The following is an 18962-nucleotide window of genomic DNA, read 5'->3' as shown; positions in this document are numbered from 1 at the left end:
GCGCCAGAAGTCAGCCAGTTGCAGAGCAATCGTGGTCAGATGCGTCCCTCCCGCTTCAGGCCGGCGGTTTCACGCCGCTGAGGTAGTATTGGGCGCCGAACGGAAGATGCCCCAAAAACGAGTCGAGGCGGCTGAGGAATTGGCCGGCGGGCGGCACCGAAATGATCGTTTTCGTTTCGACCTTGGCAAAGCCGGCGTCCGCAAACATTCGCCGCAGCTTCCCGGGCCGCAACAACACCGCGTCCTTGTCGATGTCGCAGGTCTTCACAATGTACTGTGTCGCCGGGTTATAGGGATTGTGCTCGAATACGAGCACCAGCCCGCCGGCCTTTGTCACGCGAAATATCTCCGCGACGAACCCCGTCCATTGCGGCGGCGGCACATGATGCATGACGCATACGGTGAACACGATGGAGAATTGCCCGTCGCGATAAGGCAGTCGGGCTCCGTCAAACGTCGAATAGTGCACGAAAGGATGCCGCGCCGCTGCAAGCTCGACGCTCTGCGCCGATACGTCGATGCCGTGCAGTTCGCGGAACTTTCCTTCGAGGCCGGGATGATACGCGCCGAGCCCGCAGCCGAGGTCCAGAACATCCAGCTCTGTCAGATCAGGAAAATGCTCTCTGCCGAGCCGCAAGATGTGCTCGCGCTTGATGTCGATGTAGAACGAGTGCTCACGCCCGGCAAAGGCAAGCGCCGAATTGATCTTGTCCTCGTAGTCGCCGGCGACGTTGTCAAAATCCGTCGCGACCTGTGCCTGCGTCACCTGAGAGGTCTTCTGTTCGGTCATTCCGACTCTCCCGTTGCAACAGTCTGCTCGCGCCTGCCGCGGACGGCAAACACCCAGCCGCGCAGCAGGAAGAAATTCAGCACGGGTATGATCATGCAAACGCCAATTGCACCGGTCAGATAGGGCCAATGCAGCAGGTCGACGCTAAGCGCCATCACGCACCAGGAAACCAAAAGCCCGGCCAGGGACATAACCACGAAGCGAGCAACCTGGTCGAAGGAATGGCCATCGACCCGGAAGGTGAAGCAGCTCTGCATCAGGTACGAGATGGCGACCGAGATGACGTACGCGCACACCGACGAGAGGACCGGCGTCATCATGCGCGAAAGCACGAACGCGTTCGTAAGCACGAAATACGCGAGCGTGGTCGTCACGCCGGACACGCCAAAGCGCATGATCAGGCGCATGGAGGATGACGTCATCAGTGCGAATAAGCCGGACGTGGTGCCGGTGCCGTTCATCGGAGCAAATTCCGTTCGACGCTGTCGATCTGCTCGTCGAAATTGATCAGGTCGGAAATGATCGTCGGCGGCCGCAACCGGACCTGATCGTAAATTCGCCCGACATAGATACCCAGCACGCCGAGGAAAAGGCTGTTCAACCCAATCCCGAACAGGATGAGGATCTGCGTGGTCGTGAATCCCGGCGGAACGATCTGGTGAGAGAACAACCTGACGACGAGATAGAAAGTCGCGAGCAGGACAGCGGCCAGCGCGATCACCAAGCCCATATAGAACGATACCCGCAGAGGCAGGCTCGAGTGCGCGATGATGCCGTCCATGGCCAGACGCACCAGGCTTCCAAATCGAAACTTGCTCTCGTTGTGCAACCGCGCAGCGCGATCGAAGGGAATGCCGGTCTGGCGCCTGGCGAGCGAGGAAATGAGACCGCGCAGATACATATGCGGCTCGTGAATCGGACGGAGCCGCTCGATCACGGACCGGTCAATCAGGCGGAAATCGCCACCATCCGGAATGAGATGAGGCCCGCCAATCCGCCGCATGAAGCGGTAATAGGCCCGCCTCGCGCGCCGCAGGAGCAAAGTCTCTTTCCGGCTCCTGCGTACCCCGACCACGACGTCAAAGCCTTCGCGCCATTTTTGCAGAAAGGGACCGAACATCGACGGCGGGTCCTGAAGATCCGCGTCGATCTGGATCGCGGCCGCTCCGCGCGCCAGCCGATAGCCGGTCAGAACGGACTGCTGAAAACCGAAATTCCTTGCAAAGCGGGCGATCCGCACGCTCGGATCGTGGGCGGCAATGCTGGAGAGCTTCCCGAAGGTGGAGTCGGTGGAGTGATTGTCGGTGAACAGAATTTCGAACTGATAGTCCTTCAGCTCCGCCGTAACCCGCTTCAACTCCGAATATGTCCGATCGACGTTGTCTTCTTCATTGAACACGGGAACGATGATCGAAATGAGGGGCCTGCTCAAGGAGTCAGGTCCCCCATTTGCGGATTCGGCATTCACCCCTGACGTCGTCTCAGCCATCAAAGCCATTCCCGTCGCGCGCAGCACTAGGCCCGCTCAAACTCCTCTGGCGAAAATAGGTCGATGATCTGGCCGTCATATCCCTGCTTGCGCATGTACCCGTGAATTTCACCGGAGATGTGCCAGGCCAGATTGAGAAGCGGCACATCCCGGTTCGGGCGCTTGTCGAAGTCGTTGTCGGAAAGAATCGGGACGCGGGTGCCCGGGATGTAGTTTCCGATCTTCATCGAGCCTGGCTTCTCGTAGACCGCTTGCAGGGTGGCCTGATCGAGATCGAGCAGCTTCACCAGGATAGCCGCGCGGCCCGGAAAGGCCTTGCCGACGAGTGGACCATGGCGAGAAACGGCCGCTTCGATTTCGGCGCGCTTGCTCTTCTGCCACGCAGGTATCCGCTTCGCCATGTCGAGCAGGCGCTGCTCGAAGCCGCCTTCCGCGGCCCCCACCTTGGCGAGTTCGGGAGCAGCCTGCTCCTCACCGTCGCCTCGCCGCATCATGACGCGGATGTTGCCGCCATAGCGTGCCGGGAACTCCAGTGCCTCGATCCGAGCCTGAAGCGATTTGGCGATGTACCGGAAGGACGTCAAACCATAGGTGCGCGGATGCTCGTGATAGAAGGTATCGAATTGATATCGATCGAGCACGGAGCCGAGATAGTGGTTCTCGATGACCAGCAGCGTGCTCGGCCCCATTAGCGCGCCGACGGCCGAGAGAACGCTGCGCAGATCCTCGATATGCGCGAAAACATTGGTGAACGTGATGATGTCCGGCAGACCACCGCTTGCCGCAATCTTTTCAGCCAGCGAAGGCGCGAAGTAGTCCTGATAAACCGTGTGGCCGGCCTGTTTCGCGTCTGTGGCGGCGCCGGTCGGCTCGACGCCAACGGTTCTCGCGCCTCGTTCCCTGAAGATCGACAACAGGCTGCCGTCGTTGCACCCCACGTCGAGCACCAACAGACCTTTAAGTGAACCGACCTGCTTTTCGCATCGCTCCACCAGCTGACGCATTCCGTTCAGCACATCTGCGGTGTGCCGTGCTCTGTAGTGGTACGTACTCGGAAACAACGTCCGTTTCGGAACCTGATACGCCTGGTGAGCCGTCTTACAGGTCGGACAGAAGACGATATCTATCGGATATGTTTCAGGAATCGCCGGATTCCCGACCGGCACGAGATCGTCGCACAGCGGATGGCGTCCAAGATCCAGAACATCCTTGAGTTCGGACCCGCCGCACACCTCGCAATCTTTGATTGTACGCGCCATGGATAGTTCCAAATTGGGGGGAAGCAAGTCGCCTTATAAGTGAAGTCCGCGACATTGCAAACGTGCCATTTGATATCCACCGCCGCCCAGTGAAACCAGTGCTTCTCGCGACAGGACCGGTAGTCAAGTGCTGGCCACGCTTCTTCGTGTCCCTATCGTCGCCACGCATGTTAGGGCTATAAGAATCGGCAGCAGCAGCGTTGAGATTATGACGATATACCGTCCCGACATCGATGGGTTACGCGCGGTCGCCGTATTCCTGGTCCTTGGTTTTCATGCCTTTCCGGAAGTTGTCCCCGCCGGTTTTGTCGGAGTTGACATCTTCTTTGTCATTTCTGGATTCTTGATCACGGGCATCATTCTGGCAAATGACTTTTCATTTGCGGGCTTTTACGCGCGCAGGGCGCGTCGTCTGTTTCCGGCATTGCTGTTAGTAACCACGACCGCGCTGAGCTTCGGCTGGGTCTTTTTGACGCCCAGCCTTTTCGAAGCGCTGGGGAAACAAGTGGCCGCTGCAGCCTTATTCCTACCCAACTTGCTGTTCTGGACCGAAACGGGCTATTTCGATCTTGCCGCATCGACAAAGCCGCTCCTGCATCTCTGGTCGCTCGGGGTCGAAGAACAGTTCTATCTGGTCTGGCCGGTATTGATGCTGATCGGCGTGAGATTCCGTCTCCGAATGGAATGGATGCTTCTCGCCATTACTCTGCTGTCACTTCTGCACTGCTGGAGTCTCAGCCATTTCGGCCACACCTCTGCAGCTTTCTACTCGCCGCTTGCGCGGGCTTGGGAATTGTCGGCGGGCGGTTTGTTGGCGGTGATGAGAACGGGAAGCGCCAAGTCTGCCAACTCTACAATCTTTGTCATCGTTGGAGTGTCGATGATCGCGCTCGTCGCCTTCCTTGGCATCGGCCAGGCGGCTTGGCCGAACAAGTTCGCGTTGGCGATCGTTGCCGGGTCGATGCTTGCGATCCGTTACGGCGCAACATCGAGACTTGCGACGCGGACGCTGGGTAGCGGCTTGATGGTTTTCCTGGGCAGGATCAGCTACCCGCTCTATTTATGGCATTGGCCAATCCTGGTTTTCGCCTACATCAAGAATGGCACTACACTCGCGCCATGGCAGGCATCGGCGTGTTTGGTTGCGAGCATCTGTCTAGCAATCCTGACTTACCTGGCGGTCGAAGTGCCGCTCAAGAAGCATCTTCGACTTTCGCCTCTCGCGCGGGGCGCTGTCGCGTCGCTTGCCGTTGTCGGACTGGCCGGCTTTTCAATTGCATTTGCGCATGGAATCCCCAGCCGGCTACCCGACGCATTGCAAGCCGCTCTCGCCTACGAACGCTATGATTTCAAGACGGATGCCTACAATCCAGGGTGCTGGCTCGGAAATGAGGAGGATACTTCCAAGCTGCTGCCGGTATGCCTAAAGACAAATCGAAACGACGCGATCGTGATCTGGGGAGACTCGCATGCTGCGCGGCTTTCGCCTGGTCTTCGGGAGGTTTTCGGTTCGGAGCGCATTTCGCAGCTCACGAGAAATGGCTGCGCCCCCCTGCTCGGACTTGGCGAGCCCGCGTCGTCGGGATGTCGCGACGGCAATGCGGCGGTCTTCGAGCTAATTCGGAAACATCCTGCCCAGACTGTCATCTTATTTGGTGCCTGGCAGAATTATCCGAACGATTGGAAGACCGGCTCAGCGTATGCAGCCATGCTTGAGGACACGATCGCGAAGATAAGGGCAGCCGGCGTAGCCGAAATATTTGTCCTTGGGCCTGCTCCGAGATTCGATCCGAGCCTTCCCTCGCGCCTGCTGCAATCTTGGCTGCAGTACAGATCGGATATGTTGCCAGGCCGCTTGCAAATTGACCTCAGCAAGACACTTGCCATCGAGAACGGAATTGAACGCGTCGCCAGAGAGAATGGGACGCGGTACATTTCCCTGATCAAGCTGTTTTGCAACAATGAAGGTTGCCTCACCAAAATTCCAGGCTCAACCAGCGATCTGGTCACCTGGGACTACGGTCATCTGACAACGAATGGCGCAATCCTTGCTGCTCAAGCGATCCAGAAGATGGACACCGCACTATCGACGGCAAGGTGAATGGCGATCGCGTGACACAAGTCCCCCTGCTGCCGCGATTTTGTCGTTTCCCAGGGAGACCACGCCAAGACGTTCCGGTTCACGAACGCAGGACGCGAACGCCGGTCAACTAGAAAAAGAACCCCGAATGGTGCTCCCCATTCACGACTGCCTCGTGGAGAGCTCCAATAACACCGTCCCCGTTCAGGTCTTGATGGAAATTGCTCTCTAAAGCGGCCAACGAAGCGCTTGAGCCCAGCACCCCACCGATCAGGTTGCCGGCCTGACCGTCCGCGAATGGCAAACCACCCTGCTTCAGTTCAGGGCCAGCGCCGTCATTTCCAAGGTTGCCGAAATAGAACTTAGCGGAGGCCAGCTTGTTCGAGCCGAAAGCTTCGATCCCCGCCGTCGGTGCTGGCGACGCACCAATGACCCCGTCTCCGTTCAAGTCCTGATGAAAACTGCTCTCGAAGGACACCAACGAAGCGTTTGTCCCTGACACACCACCGATCAAGTTGGAAATGTAGTTGCCATTGCTGTCGGTGCTCCATACCGAGTAGTTATCGGCGCTGTCCACTTTCCACGCTACCTGATATCCGGAGCCGATCTGCTCGACGCCGATAGGACTCCAACCGCCCGCCTGGCCCGCCACAAATGGAGAACTGTTGTATTTCAGTTCTGGGCCCGCGCCGCTACTAATGTTGTCGAGATAGAAATTACTGCCGACCTGGACCAGCTTGGTCGAACCGAAAGATTCGATCACCGCTGTCAGTGCCGTCGACGCTCCAATTACTCCGTCTCCGTTCAAGTCCTGATGAAAACCGCTCTCGAATGACACCAACGAGGCGCTTGAGCCCGACACGCCGCCGATCAGGTTAGAAATGTAATTGCCATTGCTGTCGGTGCTCCACACCGAATAGTTGTCAACGCCGCCCACTTTCCAGGCGACCTGATAGCCGGAGCCGGTCTGCTCGACGCCGATCGGGGTCCATCCGCCCGCCTGGCCGTCCACGAATGGCGAACCGTTGTATGTCAACTCCGGGCCTACGCTGCCGCTGCCGACCTCGCCAAAATAGAAATTAGAACCCACCTTGACCAGCTCTGTTGATCCGAAGGACTCAATCACCGTTCTCGATGGTGAACCAATGATACCGTCCCCATTCAGGTCTTGGTGAAAAGCGCTTTCGAATGACGCCAACGAAGCACTTGAGCCGGAGACGCCACCGATCACGTTGGAGATGTAGTTGCCGTTGCTATCGGTGCTCCACACTGAATAGTTATCGACGCCAATCACCTTCCAGGCCACCTGATAGCCGGAGCCGATCTGCTCAACTCCGATCGGAGTCCAGCTACCAAACTGCCCGGCTACATAAGCCGTGCCCTGATATTTCAGCGTCGGCCCTGTGCCGGCGCCAACCGGGTTAAGATTGTAGAGGCCGCCCGACTGGACAAGCGCAGTCGTGCCCATTGCTTCTATCGTGACAGGGATCAACGACGAGCTGGCGACCGTGCCATCTGCAAACTGAAGGTATTCAATGCCCGTGTCGGTATCCACGCCATCGGGCGAGGCACCACGCAAATCCGTGACGGTGAACGTCTGCGTGCTCGCATTGAACGAAATAGAATAGTTCGCCCTATTGCCCGAATACACCGCCGTATCGGTACCGGCGCCACCAATAATGGTGTCGTTGCCGCCACCGCCAGTGATCGTATCGTTGCCGGAGCCGCCGTTCAGTGCGTTGGCGATGACGTTCCCGATGATCGTGTCGTTGCCGGCCCCGCCGGTGGCGTTGTCGATGTAGGATCGCGCGTCGTTGTTGTAGAGATAGGCGTTGTAGACATTGCCCGAAGCGGAATGGCCGTTGCCGAGATTGGCCAGTTGCACCGACGAGAACAGTGACGACGCGCCGGGATTGAGATTGATGCCCAGGTTCGTCGTGTAGTTTGACAGATCGTAGGTATCGACGCCGCCGCCGTCCCACACCGTCTCGTAGATACGGTTGGCCGAGCCTCCGACGCCACCGCCCGGCGCGAGCTGTCCGACGCCGTTGATGAACTCCTGCCCCGTCGCCGGGTTCCAGCTGTAGACCGTGCTGCCGCTCTGGGTCGTGTAGTTCGCGCCGTACATCGTTTGTAGCGCGAGGATATCGTTGGCCATGTAGGTCTGCGGATATCCATACGCCTCGTTGGTATACCCGCTCGTGGTCGAAGCACCGACATAGCTGCGATAGCTCATGACGGTATATTCGCTGTCGTCGTGGGCCGTGGGAACTGCGACGTTAGCGACGCCGCCAGTTTCCTGACTGTGCTTGAGGCCAAGTGCATGACCGAGTTCGTGCAGCGCGGTCGTGAAATAGTAGTTGCCGAGCTGGGCCAGCGAGTAGTTATACTGTGTTCCAAACCACACATCGCCGCCGGATGCATAGTTGCCGGGGTAATAGGCATAGGAGGTCGGATTGGCCGAGGGCGATTGCGCGATCATGACGTCGGCGCCGTTGGTGCCTGCGTACTGGATGCTGGCGTTGGTGTAGCCAAGGATCAACCCGATCGCGTAGTTGATCGCGGCCTGCATCTGGCTGGGCGCTGAAGCAAAGCCTGAGGTCGTCGGCTCGCTGTTGCCGCCCGTGTATGGATTCGCGTAGTCGCCAGGCGCGTCGGGAAAGCTGTAGGTGATGGTGCCCGACCATTTGTAGCCTGACAGCATACCGTCGATATCGCTGTTATTGGACTTGCTGATCGTGACTGCGTTGGCCATTGGACTCTCCAGAGCAGCTAGGCACGCTCGACGTAAGGCGCAGAATGCTCATTCTAGCTTCAGAGGTATACGTTCGGTTTAATTTTAGCGGTCGCGGCGCCACCTCGGTCATAATACCTGCCATGTATCGGATTCCGTAATTATACGGACCATGGGTGGAAGCCAGATCTCGGTTTCGGCGTAGGGAAGTCATGAGAATATACCTGTTCGCGGCTGGCCTTTGTGGGGCTCTGACAGCGATGGCCGAGCTGCATCCGCCGCTCTTCGGAAGAAGAGTGCCTGTCACGGTCGGAAAAGCCGGCGCTGATGGGAGCAGCAAGGCTGGTTCAATGCGTCGGTGAAGGTGCAAACGCCGGGGTCCGGCCGACCGGTCTTGCGTCCGATATCGAGCGCGCCATCCTCGCCTCATCGTCCTGCTCAAATCGTATCTCGCGGTCTGCGTCGGGCGCGCGCCTGAATCACGCGATCTCCTCGCAGGCGCGCATCTCCGAGATTCTGGAGCTGCCGCGCTAGACGGTCCGTCACCTGACTTTCAAGCCTACCTCCGCCAGGAATTGATCCGTTGATTTATATCGCTTTACGATATATTTTCGCCGCCGTCCGGCCTGAGCGGCCGGCTCCGTCATCATTACAATTGCGTTATTCTCCGATCGGACCAAGATGCCACGCTCCATCCCCGCCAATTCCCCGCCGCGCCTCGGCGACTTCACGACAGACCGGCGTGTTCTGATGCTGGTCGCCATGGCCGTCTTCGCCGGCGGCGCGGCGACGGCGTGGCTGTTGCTGCATGCCATCGCGCTCGTCACCAATGCGGTATGGCTGCATACGCTGAGCGCGCAGACGCTCTCGCTGTCGGGCTTGAAGCCCGGCGTCTGGATGGTGGCGGCCCCGGCCCTCGGCGGCCTCGTCATCGGCTTGATGGCGCGCTTTGGCTCAGAGAGGATTCGCGGCCACGGCATTCCCGAGGCGATCGAGGCCATCCTCATCGGCGGCAGCCGTCTCCAGCCGAAGGTCGCCGTCCTCAAACCGCTGTCGTCGGCGATCTCGATCGGTACCGGCGGCCCGTTCGGCGCCGAGGGCCCGATCATCATGACCGGCGGCGCCGTCGGCTCTCTCTTCGCGCAATGCTTCCACCTCACCGCCGCCGAGCGCAAGGCGCTGCTGGTCGCCGGTGCGACCGCGGGTATGACGGCGATCTTCGGAACCCCGGTCGCCGCCGTCCTGCTTGCCGTCGAACTTCTCCTGTTCGAGCTGAAGCCGCGCAGCCTGATTCCCGTGATCGCCGCCTGCGTGGTCTCGTCGGCACTGCGACCGTGGCTGATCGGCAGCGGCGCGCTGTTCCCGTTCGCCGGCCAGCTCGATTTGCCGTGGTGGGGACCGCTTGCCTGCGTCGGCATTGGCATCGCGGCAGGCTTGCAATCGGGATTGCTGACCACCCTCCTGTACAAGGCCGAGGACATCTTCGGCCATCTCCCAATTCACTGGATGTGGTGGCCGGCGATCGGCGGATTGCTCGTCGGTGCCGGCGGCCTGATCGAGCCACGCGCGCTCGGTGTCGGTTACGATATCATCGGCGACCTGCTCAACGACAACATTGCGGTATCGGCCACGGTCCTGATCCTGCTCGTGAAGTCTGCGATCTGGATCGTTGCCCTGGCATCGGGCACCTCCGGCGGCGTCCTCGCGCCGCTTCTCATTTTCGGCGGCTGCGCCGGCTGGCTCGAAGGACAGCTGCTGCCGGGCCCGCATGGTGCGTGGGCACTCATCGGCATGGCCGCAATGATGGGCGGCACCATGCGCTCGCCGCTGACCGCGATCCTGTTCGCCGTCGAGCTGACCGGGGAATTTGCGATGATGGGACCGCTTCTGATTGCCACGACCGCTGCTTATGCGCTCACCGTGTTACTGCTCAAGCGCTCGATCCTCACCGAAAAGATCGCGCGGCGCGGCCAGCACGTCGTGCGCGAATACGGCATCGACCCCTTCGACCTGCTTCGCGTGAGCGAAGTGATGGTGAAGGATGTCGATACCCTGCCCGCAACCATGACCGTCGGCGAAGCGGTATCGTTTTTCTCCCACGGGGAACGACGTCACAAGTCCTATCCGCTGATCGACGCCGGCGGAGGGGTCTCCGGTCTCGTCGGCCGCTCGGACGTGCTGCGGTGGCGCGCGGAAAGCGCCGATGGTCGCGCCACCCTGTTCGACTGCGCATCAGACCGCTCGCTCACGCTCGGCTATCCGGACGAGCCCGTCTCGCATGTTGCCGATCGGATGGTTCTGGCCGACGTCGGGCGGGTGCCGATCGTCGAGCGCGCGACCGGGCATCTCGTCGGCTTGGTTGCCCGCAAGGACCTCCTGCGCATTCGCGCCACCGCGAGATCGGTCGAGACACGGCGGTCCGCTTTCTTCGGCCCCGTCCGCCGTGAGCCGTCACGTCACGCGACCGTCCTCGACGACGCGCCGACAACCTGATCGAGCTGGTCGAGCGAGAATTTGCGCAGGTCTCTGCCCTCGCGCAGCGCCTTGTACCAGTCGACGGTGAGCCGCAACCCCTGCGTCAGATCGAGCCGCGGCGTCCAGCCGACCTCACTCCGTGCCTTGGCGCAGTCGAGCCTGAGATAGGCGGCCTCGTGCGGATGCGGGCCCGCGTCGGCGGTCCAGCGCGCACCCTCGCCCCACTGCGCGATCAGATGTTCGACCACGGCTCCCACAGGCACCTCGCTTGCGGCGTCAGGGCCGAAATTCCAGCCGCCGATGAAACGCCCGTCGGCCGCCAGCCGCTCGACCAGCGTCAGATAGCCCAGCACCGGATCGAGCGCGTGCTGCCAGGGCCGCACCGAGTTGGGATTGCGAATCCGCAACGGCTCGCCCGCAAGGAACGCCTGCATCGCGTCCGGAACGAGACGGTCGCGCGCCCAGTCGCCACCGCCGAAGACATTGCCGGCCCGCGCGGTCGCGACGCGCGCCGCACCCGGAGCCTTGAAGAAGCTGTGGCGATAGGAGTGCGTCACCAGCTCGGCGCAGGCCTTGCTGTTGCTGTAGGGATCGTCGCCGCCGAGCCGATCGACCTCACGGAAGGCGACGCCCGCCCCGTTGTTCTCGTAGCACTTGTCGCTGGTGACATTCAGGATAACCCGCACCGAACGCAGCTGCCGTGCCGCCTCCAGCACGTGCACCGTGCCCATCACATTGGTCGCAAAGGTCTCGACCGGCTCCTCGTAAGACGGGCGCACCAGCGCTTGCGCCGCCATGTGAATGACGATGTCGGGCTCGGCCTCAGTCATTGCGGCGCGCAAGGCGGAGAGATCGCGAATGTCGGCGATGCGCTGCCTGATCTCGTCGGCGATGCGCGCCGTCACGAACAACGAGGATGGATGCGTCGGCTCGAGCGCGTAGCCGTAGACGCTGGCGCCGAGGCGGCGCAGCAACAGCGAGGCCCATGCCCCCTTGAAACCGGTGTGCCCGGTCAGAAAAACCTTCTTGCCGCGCCAGAATGCGGGATCCGTCACCAGACTCTCCATTTGGCGCGGTGGTTCGCCCATTCGCCCTCGAGGAAGTTGCGATCACGCAGCGAATCCATCGGGTGCCAGAAGCCGGGATGCACATAGGCGCGGAGATCGTCCCCACTCACGAGCTGCTCCATCGGCTCGCGCTCCCAGATCGTCTTGTCGCCTGCGATGAGCTCGCCGACCGACGGCGACAGCAGGAAGAAGCCGCCATTGATCCAGCCGCCGTCGTCGTTCGGCTTCTCCTCGAAATTGACGACCCGATCACCCTCGATCGCAACCGCGCCGAAGCGTTTTGCAGGTCGCACCACCGAGACGGTGGCGCGCCGCCCATGCGCCTTGTGGAAAGCGATCTCGGCGGCGAGGTCGATGTCGGCAACGCCGTCGCCATAGGTCAACGCAAAGAAGGGCTCGTTCGCGACGTAAGGAAGCACCCGCTTCAGCCGCCCGCCGGTCTGGGTGTCCTCGCCGGTGTCGACCAGCGTGACGCGCCAGGGCTCGGCGGTTTCGCGATGCACCTCCATCCGGTTTTCGGCCATATGAAATGTCACGTCGGACATGTGCAGGAAGTAGTTCGCGAAGTACTCCTTGATCATGTAGCCCCGGTAACCAAGACAGATCACGAAGTCATTGAAGCCATAATGACTGTAGATCTTCATGATGTGCCAGAGGATCGGACGGCCGCCGATCTCGACCATCGGCTTCGGACGGGTGCTGGTTTCCTCGGCGATACGGGTGCCGAGACCTCCGGCAAGAATTACGACCTTCATTGATCTCTCCAGTCGGGAACACGCATTCTTGGCAACTTCTATACAAACCGGCGGCAACCGGGAAAATCCATCTCAGCGAGAGGTTTAAAGGCAATATCTCAGCTGGAGCAACCCTCTTGGCATTTCCCGTATAGCCGCATGACGCTGACAGCCTCTCCGAGAACCGATCGTGCCGTTAAATGGCTATGAGACTGCCGAATCTTCGTGGGCTCGGGGGCAGCGCTTCATCGGGTAGCACGCCTGCGAAAGGCCGCTCGAGGCTAGCGCCAAGGACGGGTCAGCTGACAGACAATTCACCGGCAGCCGGCGCCACATCGCTCTGTTCGAGCGGTCCGGCACGACATCATTGTACTACTATAAGGTGCCGTTTACGCTACCGTCAACCTTGGCCTGCTCAGCCGAGCCAATTCGTTACCAGTGCGCCCCGTGCAGACCAACAAGACCTCGGTGCAGGACGTCATCAACATGCTAGGCCTCGCCAAGCGACCGAAAACGCGAATCTGCCAGGCCACAACCAGCGAATATCCGCGAGCGCGCCGAGAAGGTCATCGAGCCCTCGGGCTCGCGCTCCAAGCTGGTGTTCAAGCCGCTGCCTGCCGCAGGACACCCGCGCCAGCGCCAATCCGCTGGCACTGCACGGTGTCCTCATCACCAGCAGACCGCGCCGAACTCGGCGGGCTGCGCAATTACCTGGTCTTCAAGCGTCGCGCTCACGGCGCCAACGCCGCAAAGTTGCGGAGCGCGATCGACGGCTATGTAGAGCAGCTGAGTTCTAGGCTACGGCCGCTTTGGAAGCCGTGAAGCTCGGTCTTCGGCTAAGCAGATCGGTGACTGCTGGTAAGCTCTTACACAATTCGCGTACATCCGCCTCTCTATCAGGTAGTCGAAAAGGCTGAACACGGCGAGTAGCGCAAGCCTCACGCCCGCTACCATCGCAGCCGAACAAATCACCGCGTGCTGCACCGGCGACGTAATGGAGAACTTCTGACTAAAGCAGCCTGCTGTTTGGACCGATAAATAGCGGGTTCCGATTGAGTATGAATTCAGTGTCCGCCTGCACTCGAGGAACGTCCAAGCAGTATCTTCGTTCCGCGCGCGGAACTATCTGCAAATGGCGCAATTCCGCAGATTCGAATGAATGCTCCAAAATCGAACTAGCGCACCTCCCGATTGATGTTTGCTAGTGTGGCAACTGTCGGAATTGGCTCAACGCCCTTCACGCGCGGACAGCAACCCGTAAATTCCCCAGGAAGGCACGCCGGCGCGAGCAGGCGGGTCCCGGCTTACGCGCCGTTCAAGGCACCAGTGCATCAGCGGTAGCCGGTAGCGCGCGGGCAGAAGGCCCATCAGGCACACTCGCCGTCCTGGCCCTGCGCAACCGTGCTTCATCAGGCTGCCGCAGCGTTTCGTATTGATCTCCTGCAGCACGCTGCCTCACGTGCTGCTCAACACCCCTCTCTCGGTCGCCATGCTCACCCACGGCACCGCGATTCTCTTCCTGCTCCGGTACGTGATGCCGCGAAGCATCTTCGCGCAGCAGGCAGCTACCGACTAGCGCTTTCCCGCATTCTGCATCACGTCCGCGGTCAGCCGGACGAAATCCGCAACGAACGCCTTCACGCGCTGCTCGACGTCAGGCAGCAGCCTCCGGACGGTCGCAGGATCCGCTGATTGCGCGGCCTCTGCCATGTGATCGGCCAAGGCCGCAGAATCGCGAATACCGAAATACCGGGCGCGGCCCTCGGTCTGTTCGCGATGCACATCGAGGTCAGACAGCAGCATCGGGACACCAAACGACTTTGCCTCCTCGACGGTGGTGCTCCACCCCTCGCACTCCGACGGATTGATCAGCGCCACCGATGCGCGCAGGAGCGCGTAGACATGGTCCAGCGGAATCATTCCGAGGTGCCGAAAATTCTTCTCCAGGCCGCGCGCATCGACCTCCCGCATCATCGTGTCGAAAAGATCGGGCTCGCGGAAGTCCAGCGCGCTCCCCGACGCCGCGACCACGACGTCCAGCCCCCGGCGTTTCAACAGGCCGAGCGCATCGACGACGAGTTGATGATTTTTGTGACGCCAGAACTGGTTTGGCAGATAGAAATAGCGCGGCGGCAAGCCGTAGCTTGCGATCACCTCGGACGGATTCGTGGTCAGCAGGCCGGCCGGCGGCTCGGTCGCGAACCGGACCACGGAGACACCGTTCGACAAGCTTGGATAAAATCGTTTGAGGTCGCCGAGCGCGGTGGCACTGCTCAACATGATGTGGCGGCCGGACGCAAGCTGGACCCGAAAGCCGATATCACGCCGCCAATAGGCGCTCCTGGAGAAAAGATGCGGAAGCAGGCGGTGCTGGAAATCCGGAAACCAGGCGACCGCCGGTAACGGCAGGCGCCAGCCGAAGAAGCGCGCGGATTCGAACACCAGGTCGATCTTGCGAATCCTGAACTCGGCGACGGCGGGTCCGTCCAGGCCAAAGGCGATCGCGCGGGCGAGATCCGTCGCACGGGCAAGACCAGTCGCTGCGTGATCGAACACCGGCGAGCGCACGACCTCGACGGCGGGAATACCTGCCAGCGCCGCAATCTCCTCGGCATCATCGGCCGTTCCAGCAAACAGCACGGGCGTCACGGCGCCGGGCGCGTACCTGTTGAGCGTATCGAACAGGTTGCGTTGATAGTTGTAGCCTCCCGCCCATAGGCGGCGTGGAATGTTGGTGAATGCGATCCGCACCGGCGCCGCCTCAGGCACGGGCCTGGCCCCTGAACCATTCAACGTAGTCGGCGAGGCCCCGCTCCAGCGGAATGCGCCAATTGAAATTCATATCGCGTACGCGCCCGTTGTCGGCCAGCAGACTCGTCGGATCCCCCGGGCGCGCGACGCCGGAAAACTGCAGGGCCGTGCTGCTCCCCCAATGCCCGATCAGGCCATTGGCAATCTCGGCCACGCTCACGCCGCGCCCCGAGCCGCCATTGATCACGCCAAAATCGTTCTGCCACGGCGCTTCCGCGACGCGCGCCAGCAAGCGAACGACGTCGCGAACGTCGGTCCAGTCCCTGATCTCAGCCCCCGTCCCTCCGAGATTAAGCGTGCGCTGCTCGCTCCGCAGCCGCGAGCAGATATCCCAGAGCACCTGCTTGCGAAGGTTGGGACCGTAAACCGAGAACAATCGCACGACCATGCAGCGAACGTCGAAACTCTGGACGTAGCTGTGACACAGCTGCTCCATCATCCGCTTGTGGTGGCCGTAGGGCGACATCGGCGCCAGCGCCGCGCTTTCGGGAATCGGACCGGTGTGATCGGCACCGTAGACCGCCGCGCTCGACACCACCACCAGCCGGCTCGCGGGCGCAAAGCTTCGAAGCCATTCAAGCAGGCGCGCCGTACTGGCTACGGTCCGCGAAAAATCCTCGAACGGACGCTCTATCGACAATCCGACGGACGATCCACCGGCGAGGTGGAAGACGTGCGACGGCAGTCCGTGCGCAGCAGCGAGCGCATTCAGGTTGGCCGCGTCGACCTCGCCATTGATCCAGGTCTGCAAGCCGAGCCCCCGCGCATCGCCCGGATCGAGTGCACCATGACCGACACCATGCACCGCATGCCCGCTGCCCGCCAGCTCGCGGACGAGATGGCGGCCGATGAACCCGTTCGCGCCGGTAACCCACATCGACATCGCTAGACCTTGTGACAGACGAACGAATAGAGCCGGCCAGGCCGGTGGTCGAAGCGCTCGGCAAACGAGAGCAGGGAGGCGAACACGCGCTGCGAGGCAAACGCGGCGCGCCACAGCGGAGCAACCGGAATCTTCCGCGTCAACTTCTCGACCGCCGCGGATCGCAGCGTCTGCGCCGTATACGGGAACAGATTGATGGGGCTTTGGAGCGGCGCCAGCGTCTCGACGGCAAAGCCGGCCGATTTCAGCGCGCCGGTATAGCGGTCGAGCAGGTAGGCATGCTCGCCGCCGTAGAGGTGATGCAGCGGGTGCTGATCGAGGAATTGCTGAAGATCGCTTTCCTTGCTGATCACGTGCTCGCGCGCGGCGATCAGCATGCCGCCGGGGCGGAGCACACGAAACATCTCGCGGCAGGCACCCTCGAGATCGCGCGTGTGATGCAGCACGGCACGCGCAAACACGACATCGAACGTTCTGTCGGCGAACGGCAGGCGCTCGGAGAACTCCTCGACCACGCGGATCGGCAGCTTCGCCTGCGCCGCGAGATCGCGGATTGCCGCAGCGCCAACGATCGCGCTGCCATCGGGCTCGAGCGCGGTCACCTCAAATCCGCTCCGGGCCAGTGCATAGCTCGCAATGCCGCGACCGGCGCCGACGTCAAGTGCCGAGCCGGAGCGACCGGACAGCAACGCCGCAACAGCCTGCCATTCGGTGCCTCGAAAATAGCGCTCTGCAGCCGCAGCCAGCGGATCGTCATAGAAGGCGTCACGCACGAGCTGGCCCTGATCCGGCTGATTGCGCAGCCAGAGCACGGCTTCTTCCCACGTTCGGAATTGTCGATCACCGGTCATCCGAGCGGAGCTCCCGTGCGAGAGCCTGTCGTTCCGCCGAGTCGTTAGCATTCAGCATGCGAATGACGCGCGCCGGGTTTCCTGCAACGAGAGCATAAGGCGGAACGTCGCGCGTCACGACGGAGCACGCAGCAACGACGGCGCCCTCCCCGATCGTCACTCCCTTCAGAACAGTGACATTGAATCCGATCCACGACTTGTCGGCGACCACCACCGGTGCGGTGGGAACGTGAGTCCAGGCCTTCTGGTTGCGGGCCCAATCACGTACGTCGTTGCGTCGCAGATCCCACTCTAGACTATGCGAATCGTGATCGACGATGGTGGCGCCCCACGATACCAGCACGTCATCTCCGATTGAGACGCTGCGAAAGCAGATCAGATTGGACAGACCAATATAGGTCCGGCTGCCAATACGAATGTCAGCCCCTCCGTCCTCGAAAATGATATTGGCATGAACGATAGACTCGTCGCCAATCGTCAGCCGGTTGCCCCGAACACGACGCAGCCGCCGCCAAGCCACCGACGTTCCCCGCCCGAGCGTGACCGTGCCGGATCGCCAGCTTTTCCACCCCAGCAGGATATCCAAGCCGCGGATTGGGAGTGAAGCAGCCATCACACCAGCCTTGCCCTCGCAACATCGGTCACAGCGCGGCCGACCGCTGTTGCGCCATCACTCATGAGCGTCACGGCAAATCCACCGACGTGCATGCTTGCTCCTAGAGACGGCTCACGAGGCTTCTAAATAGAGCCCACTGCTGCTGTTTACTATACAAATCTCGGACCGCGGCTCGACCTCGTTCGGCCTTGGCCTTGATCTCAGTCCAGTTGTTTAGGGACGTCTCGATCTGGGCAAGGCAGTCGCTGCCGCCCGCATAAGTCACGATTGTCTCGGAATCCATTCCCCCAGGATAGCGCCCGGCGTCCGACACCAGCAACGCGCCACATCCCATCGCCTCAAAGCAACGCATATTGCCGCGATCGCTGCCCGACATGTCGATCGCGCCGTTCAGCACAATCTTGGCCGAGCCGAGCAGGTCATAGAGATCTCTCCCGAACACCGGCGGCTGGGCAATTTTGGCGACCGCCTCTGGACGCCGGTGCTGTCGCAGCGGCAGCAATCGTCCAATCGCGCTCTCTGCGAGCCTGGTCAGGCGCGACGCATCGAGACAAAGCACGATGTTGCGACCGCCCGCGAGACGCGCGACCTGCTCCAGCGTCCTCGCACGTGCCCGATGGTGCCTCGAGTAGCCGCCGACGAAGACGGCATCGATCGGACGTTCGCCGTGGCCATACTCGTCCATCACCGGATCATGCGCCGGAAAGAACGACTCGGCTCGGCATCCTTTGTCGCGCCACATGTCGAGAATCGACGGAAAGTTCCCAAGCACGGCGGCATAGGCCGTGAAATCGGCGTTTCCCGACGGCGCCGCGCGCCAGCACAATGCGGTTTTCACGCAACCCGGCAGCTTGGCGACGAACGCGCTCGGGTAGCGCACGGGATCGAGGTTGTAGAACACCTCGGTGGCGTGATGCTCGATCTGCGCAAGCAGGATGGCCTCGAGCGTCGGCTCGCCCGACATACCCTGCTCACGCGCCCAGCGGCGCTGCAGGACCGCGTCGTCGCCGTTGGTGAAGAAGGCCTCCGGCGATCCATCGAGCACCGGCTGCAGGAAATGCGATGCACCGAAACGATCATTTAGGAACACGTCTCGACGTTCCGCGAAACTTTGGGTGCTCATCGCGAGCTGGTTCAGCCGCGGCAGATAAGATGGGTAAAGGCCGTAATTTT

15 protein-coding genes are annotated in these 18962 nt (G+C 61.3%); 3 read left to right on the top strand and 12 right to left on the bottom strand.

What is annotated here, in order from left to right:
* Positions 1–55: 55 nt before the first annotated feature.
* The 4 genes from ABIB99_RS03840 to ABIB99_RS03825 all read right to left on the bottom strand — a co-directional run bounded on the left by ABIB99_RS03840 (position 56) and on the right by ABIB99_RS03825 (position 3538).
* Positions 56–790 (bottom strand): class I SAM-dependent methyltransferase, encoded by a 735-nt coding sequence (locus ABIB99_RS03840; protein WP_049812946.1) that lies wholly within the window; start codon positions 788–790, stop codon positions 56–58.
* A complete protein-coding gene (locus tag ABIB99_RS03835; RefSeq protein ID WP_038957506.1) occupies positions 787–1251 on the bottom strand; it encodes a GtrA family protein in 465 nt (154 codons plus the stop codon). The genes ABIB99_RS03840 and ABIB99_RS03835 overlap by 4 nt, the downstream gene beginning before the upstream one ends.
* On the bottom strand, positions 1248–2222 hold the full coding sequence (locus tag ABIB99_RS03830; protein ID WP_208087795.1) for a glycosyltransferase family 2 protein: 975 nt from the start codon (positions 2220–2222) through the stop codon (positions 1248–1250). Before ABIB99_RS03830 ends, ABIB99_RS03835 begins: the two co-directional genes overlap by 4 nt.
* An 83-nt stretch (positions 2223–2305) precedes the next feature.
* Positions 2306–3538: a class I SAM-dependent methyltransferase gene (locus ABIB99_RS03825; protein ID WP_354174915.1), complete on the bottom strand. Its 1233-nt coding sequence runs from the start codon at positions 3536–3538 to the stop codon at positions 2306–2308.
* A 127-nt stretch (positions 3539–3665) separates the two neighbouring features.
* Between ABIB99_RS03825 and ABIB99_RS03820 the strand changes: the two genes are divergently transcribed.
* On the top strand, positions 3666–5639 hold the full coding sequence (locus tag ABIB99_RS03820; protein WP_157789144.1) for an acyltransferase family protein: 1974 nt from the start codon (positions 3666–3668) through the stop codon (positions 5637–5639).
* Positions 5640–5748: 109 nt separating this feature from the next.
* On the opposite strand, the gene ABIB99_RS03815 is transcribed toward ABIB99_RS03820, so the two are convergent.
* Positions 5749–8373, bottom strand: a complete 2625-nt coding sequence (locus ABIB99_RS03815; RefSeq protein WP_247309722.1) for a M10 family metallopeptidase C-terminal domain-containing protein — start codon at positions 8371–8373, stop codon at positions 5749–5751.
* 660 nt (positions 8374–9033) lie between these two features.
* Between ABIB99_RS03815 and ABIB99_RS03810 the strand changes: the two genes are divergently transcribed.
* A complete protein-coding gene (locus ABIB99_RS03810; RefSeq protein ID WP_354174914.1) occupies positions 9034–10845 on the top strand; it encodes a chloride channel protein in 1812 nt (603 codons plus the stop codon).
* On the opposite strand, the gene rfbG is transcribed toward ABIB99_RS03810, so the two are convergent.
* Together rfbG and rfbF are read right to left on the bottom strand one after the other, a co-directional pair.
* Entirely contained in the window at positions 10809–11882 is a 1074-nt protein-coding gene (rfbG, locus tag ABIB99_RS03805) for a CDP-glucose 4,6-dehydratase (protein WP_080584045.1), read from the bottom strand. The genes ABIB99_RS03810 and rfbG overlap by 37 nt on opposite strands.
* Entirely contained in the window at positions 11879–12649 is a 771-nt protein-coding gene (gene rfbF, locus ABIB99_RS03800; RefSeq protein WP_038957498.1) for a glucose-1-phosphate cytidylyltransferase, read from the bottom strand. Before rfbF ends, rfbG begins: the two co-directional genes overlap by 4 nt.
* Before the next feature lie 1411 nt (positions 12650–14060).
* On the opposite strand from rfbF, the gene ABIB99_RS03790 reads away from it, so the two are divergent.
* A complete protein-coding gene (locus ABIB99_RS03790; protein WP_244436787.1) occupies positions 14061–14204 on the top strand; it encodes a hypothetical protein in 144 nt (47 codons plus the stop codon).
* Here ABIB99_RS03790 and ABIB99_RS03785 read toward each other — a convergent pair.
* The 5 genes from ABIB99_RS03785 to ABIB99_RS03765 form a co-directional block, all read right to left on the bottom strand.
* A complete protein-coding gene (locus ABIB99_RS03785; RefSeq protein WP_354174913.1) occupies positions 14201–15397 on the bottom strand; it encodes a glycosyltransferase family 4 protein in 1197 nt (398 codons plus the stop codon). The two genes, ABIB99_RS03790 and ABIB99_RS03785, sit on opposite strands and share 4 nt — an antisense overlap.
* A complete protein-coding gene (locus ABIB99_RS03780; protein ID WP_247309718.1) occupies positions 15390–16322 on the bottom strand; it encodes an NAD-dependent epimerase/dehydratase family protein in 933 nt (310 codons plus the stop codon). The genes ABIB99_RS03785 and ABIB99_RS03780 overlap by 8 nt, the downstream gene beginning before the upstream one ends.
* A gap of 2 nt (positions 16323–16324) precedes the next feature.
* Positions 16325–17173 carry a class I SAM-dependent methyltransferase gene (locus ABIB99_RS03775; RefSeq protein WP_063982146.1) on the bottom strand — a complete coding sequence of 283 codons (849 nt, stop codon included), beginning with the start codon at positions 17171–17173 and terminating at the stop codon, positions 16325–16327.
* Positions 17163–17786 (bottom strand): acyltransferase, encoded by a 624-nt coding sequence (locus ABIB99_RS03770; protein WP_063712108.1) that lies wholly within the window; start codon positions 17784–17786, stop codon positions 17163–17165. Before ABIB99_RS03770 ends, ABIB99_RS03775 begins: the two co-directional genes overlap by 11 nt.
* A gap of 103 nt (positions 17787–17889) precedes the next feature.
* Complete coding sequence (locus ABIB99_RS03765; protein WP_354174912.1) at positions 17890–18879, bottom strand: glycosyltransferase family protein; 990 nt, start codon at positions 18877–18879, stop codon at positions 17890–17892.
* Positions 18880–18962: the final 83 nt, after the last annotated feature.

This window comes from Bradyrhizobium sp. LA6.1 (genome assembly GCF_040547805.1).
Classification (GTDB): Bacteria; Pseudomonadota; Alphaproteobacteria; order Rhizobiales; family Xanthobacteraceae; genus Bradyrhizobium; species Bradyrhizobium barranii.
Note: the sequence above shows the minus strand (reverse complement) of the source record. Positions and strands in the feature narration are given on the sequence as shown.

Coding starts and splice junctions, on each gene's coding strand:
- rfbF (WP_038957498.1), bottom strand. CDS start 12,649: ATGAAGGTCGTAATTCTTGCCGGAGGTCTCGGCACCCGTATCGCCGAG.
- ABIB99_RS03770 (WP_063712108.1), bottom strand. CDS start 17,786: ATGGCTGCTTCACTCCCAATCCGCGGCTTGGATATCCTGCTGGGGTGG.
- ABIB99_RS03825 (WP_354174915.1), bottom strand. CDS start 3,538: ATGGCGCGTACAATCAAAGATTGCGAGGTGTGCGGCGGGTCCGAACTC.
- ABIB99_RS03775 (WP_063982146.1), bottom strand. CDS start 17,173: ATGACCGGTGATCGACAATTCCGAACGTGGGAAGAAGCCGTGCTCTGG.
- ABIB99_RS03835 (WP_038957506.1), bottom strand. CDS start 1,251: ATGAACGGCACCGGCACCACGTCCGGCTTATTCGCACTGATGACGTCA.
- ABIB99_RS03810 (WP_354174914.1), top strand. CDS start 9,034: ATGCCACGCTCCATCCCCGCCAATTCCCCGCCGCGCCTCGGCGACTTC.
- ABIB99_RS03780 (WP_247309718.1), bottom strand. CDS start 16,322: ATGTCGATGTGGGTTACCGGCGCGAACGGGTTCATCGGCCGCCATCTC.
- ABIB99_RS03840 (WP_049812946.1), bottom strand. CDS start 790: ATGACCGAACAGAAGACCTCTCAGGTGACGCAGGCACAGGTCGCGACG.
- ABIB99_RS03815 (WP_247309722.1), bottom strand. CDS start 8,373: ATGGCCAACGCAGTCACGATCAGCAAGTCCAATAACAGCGATATCGAC.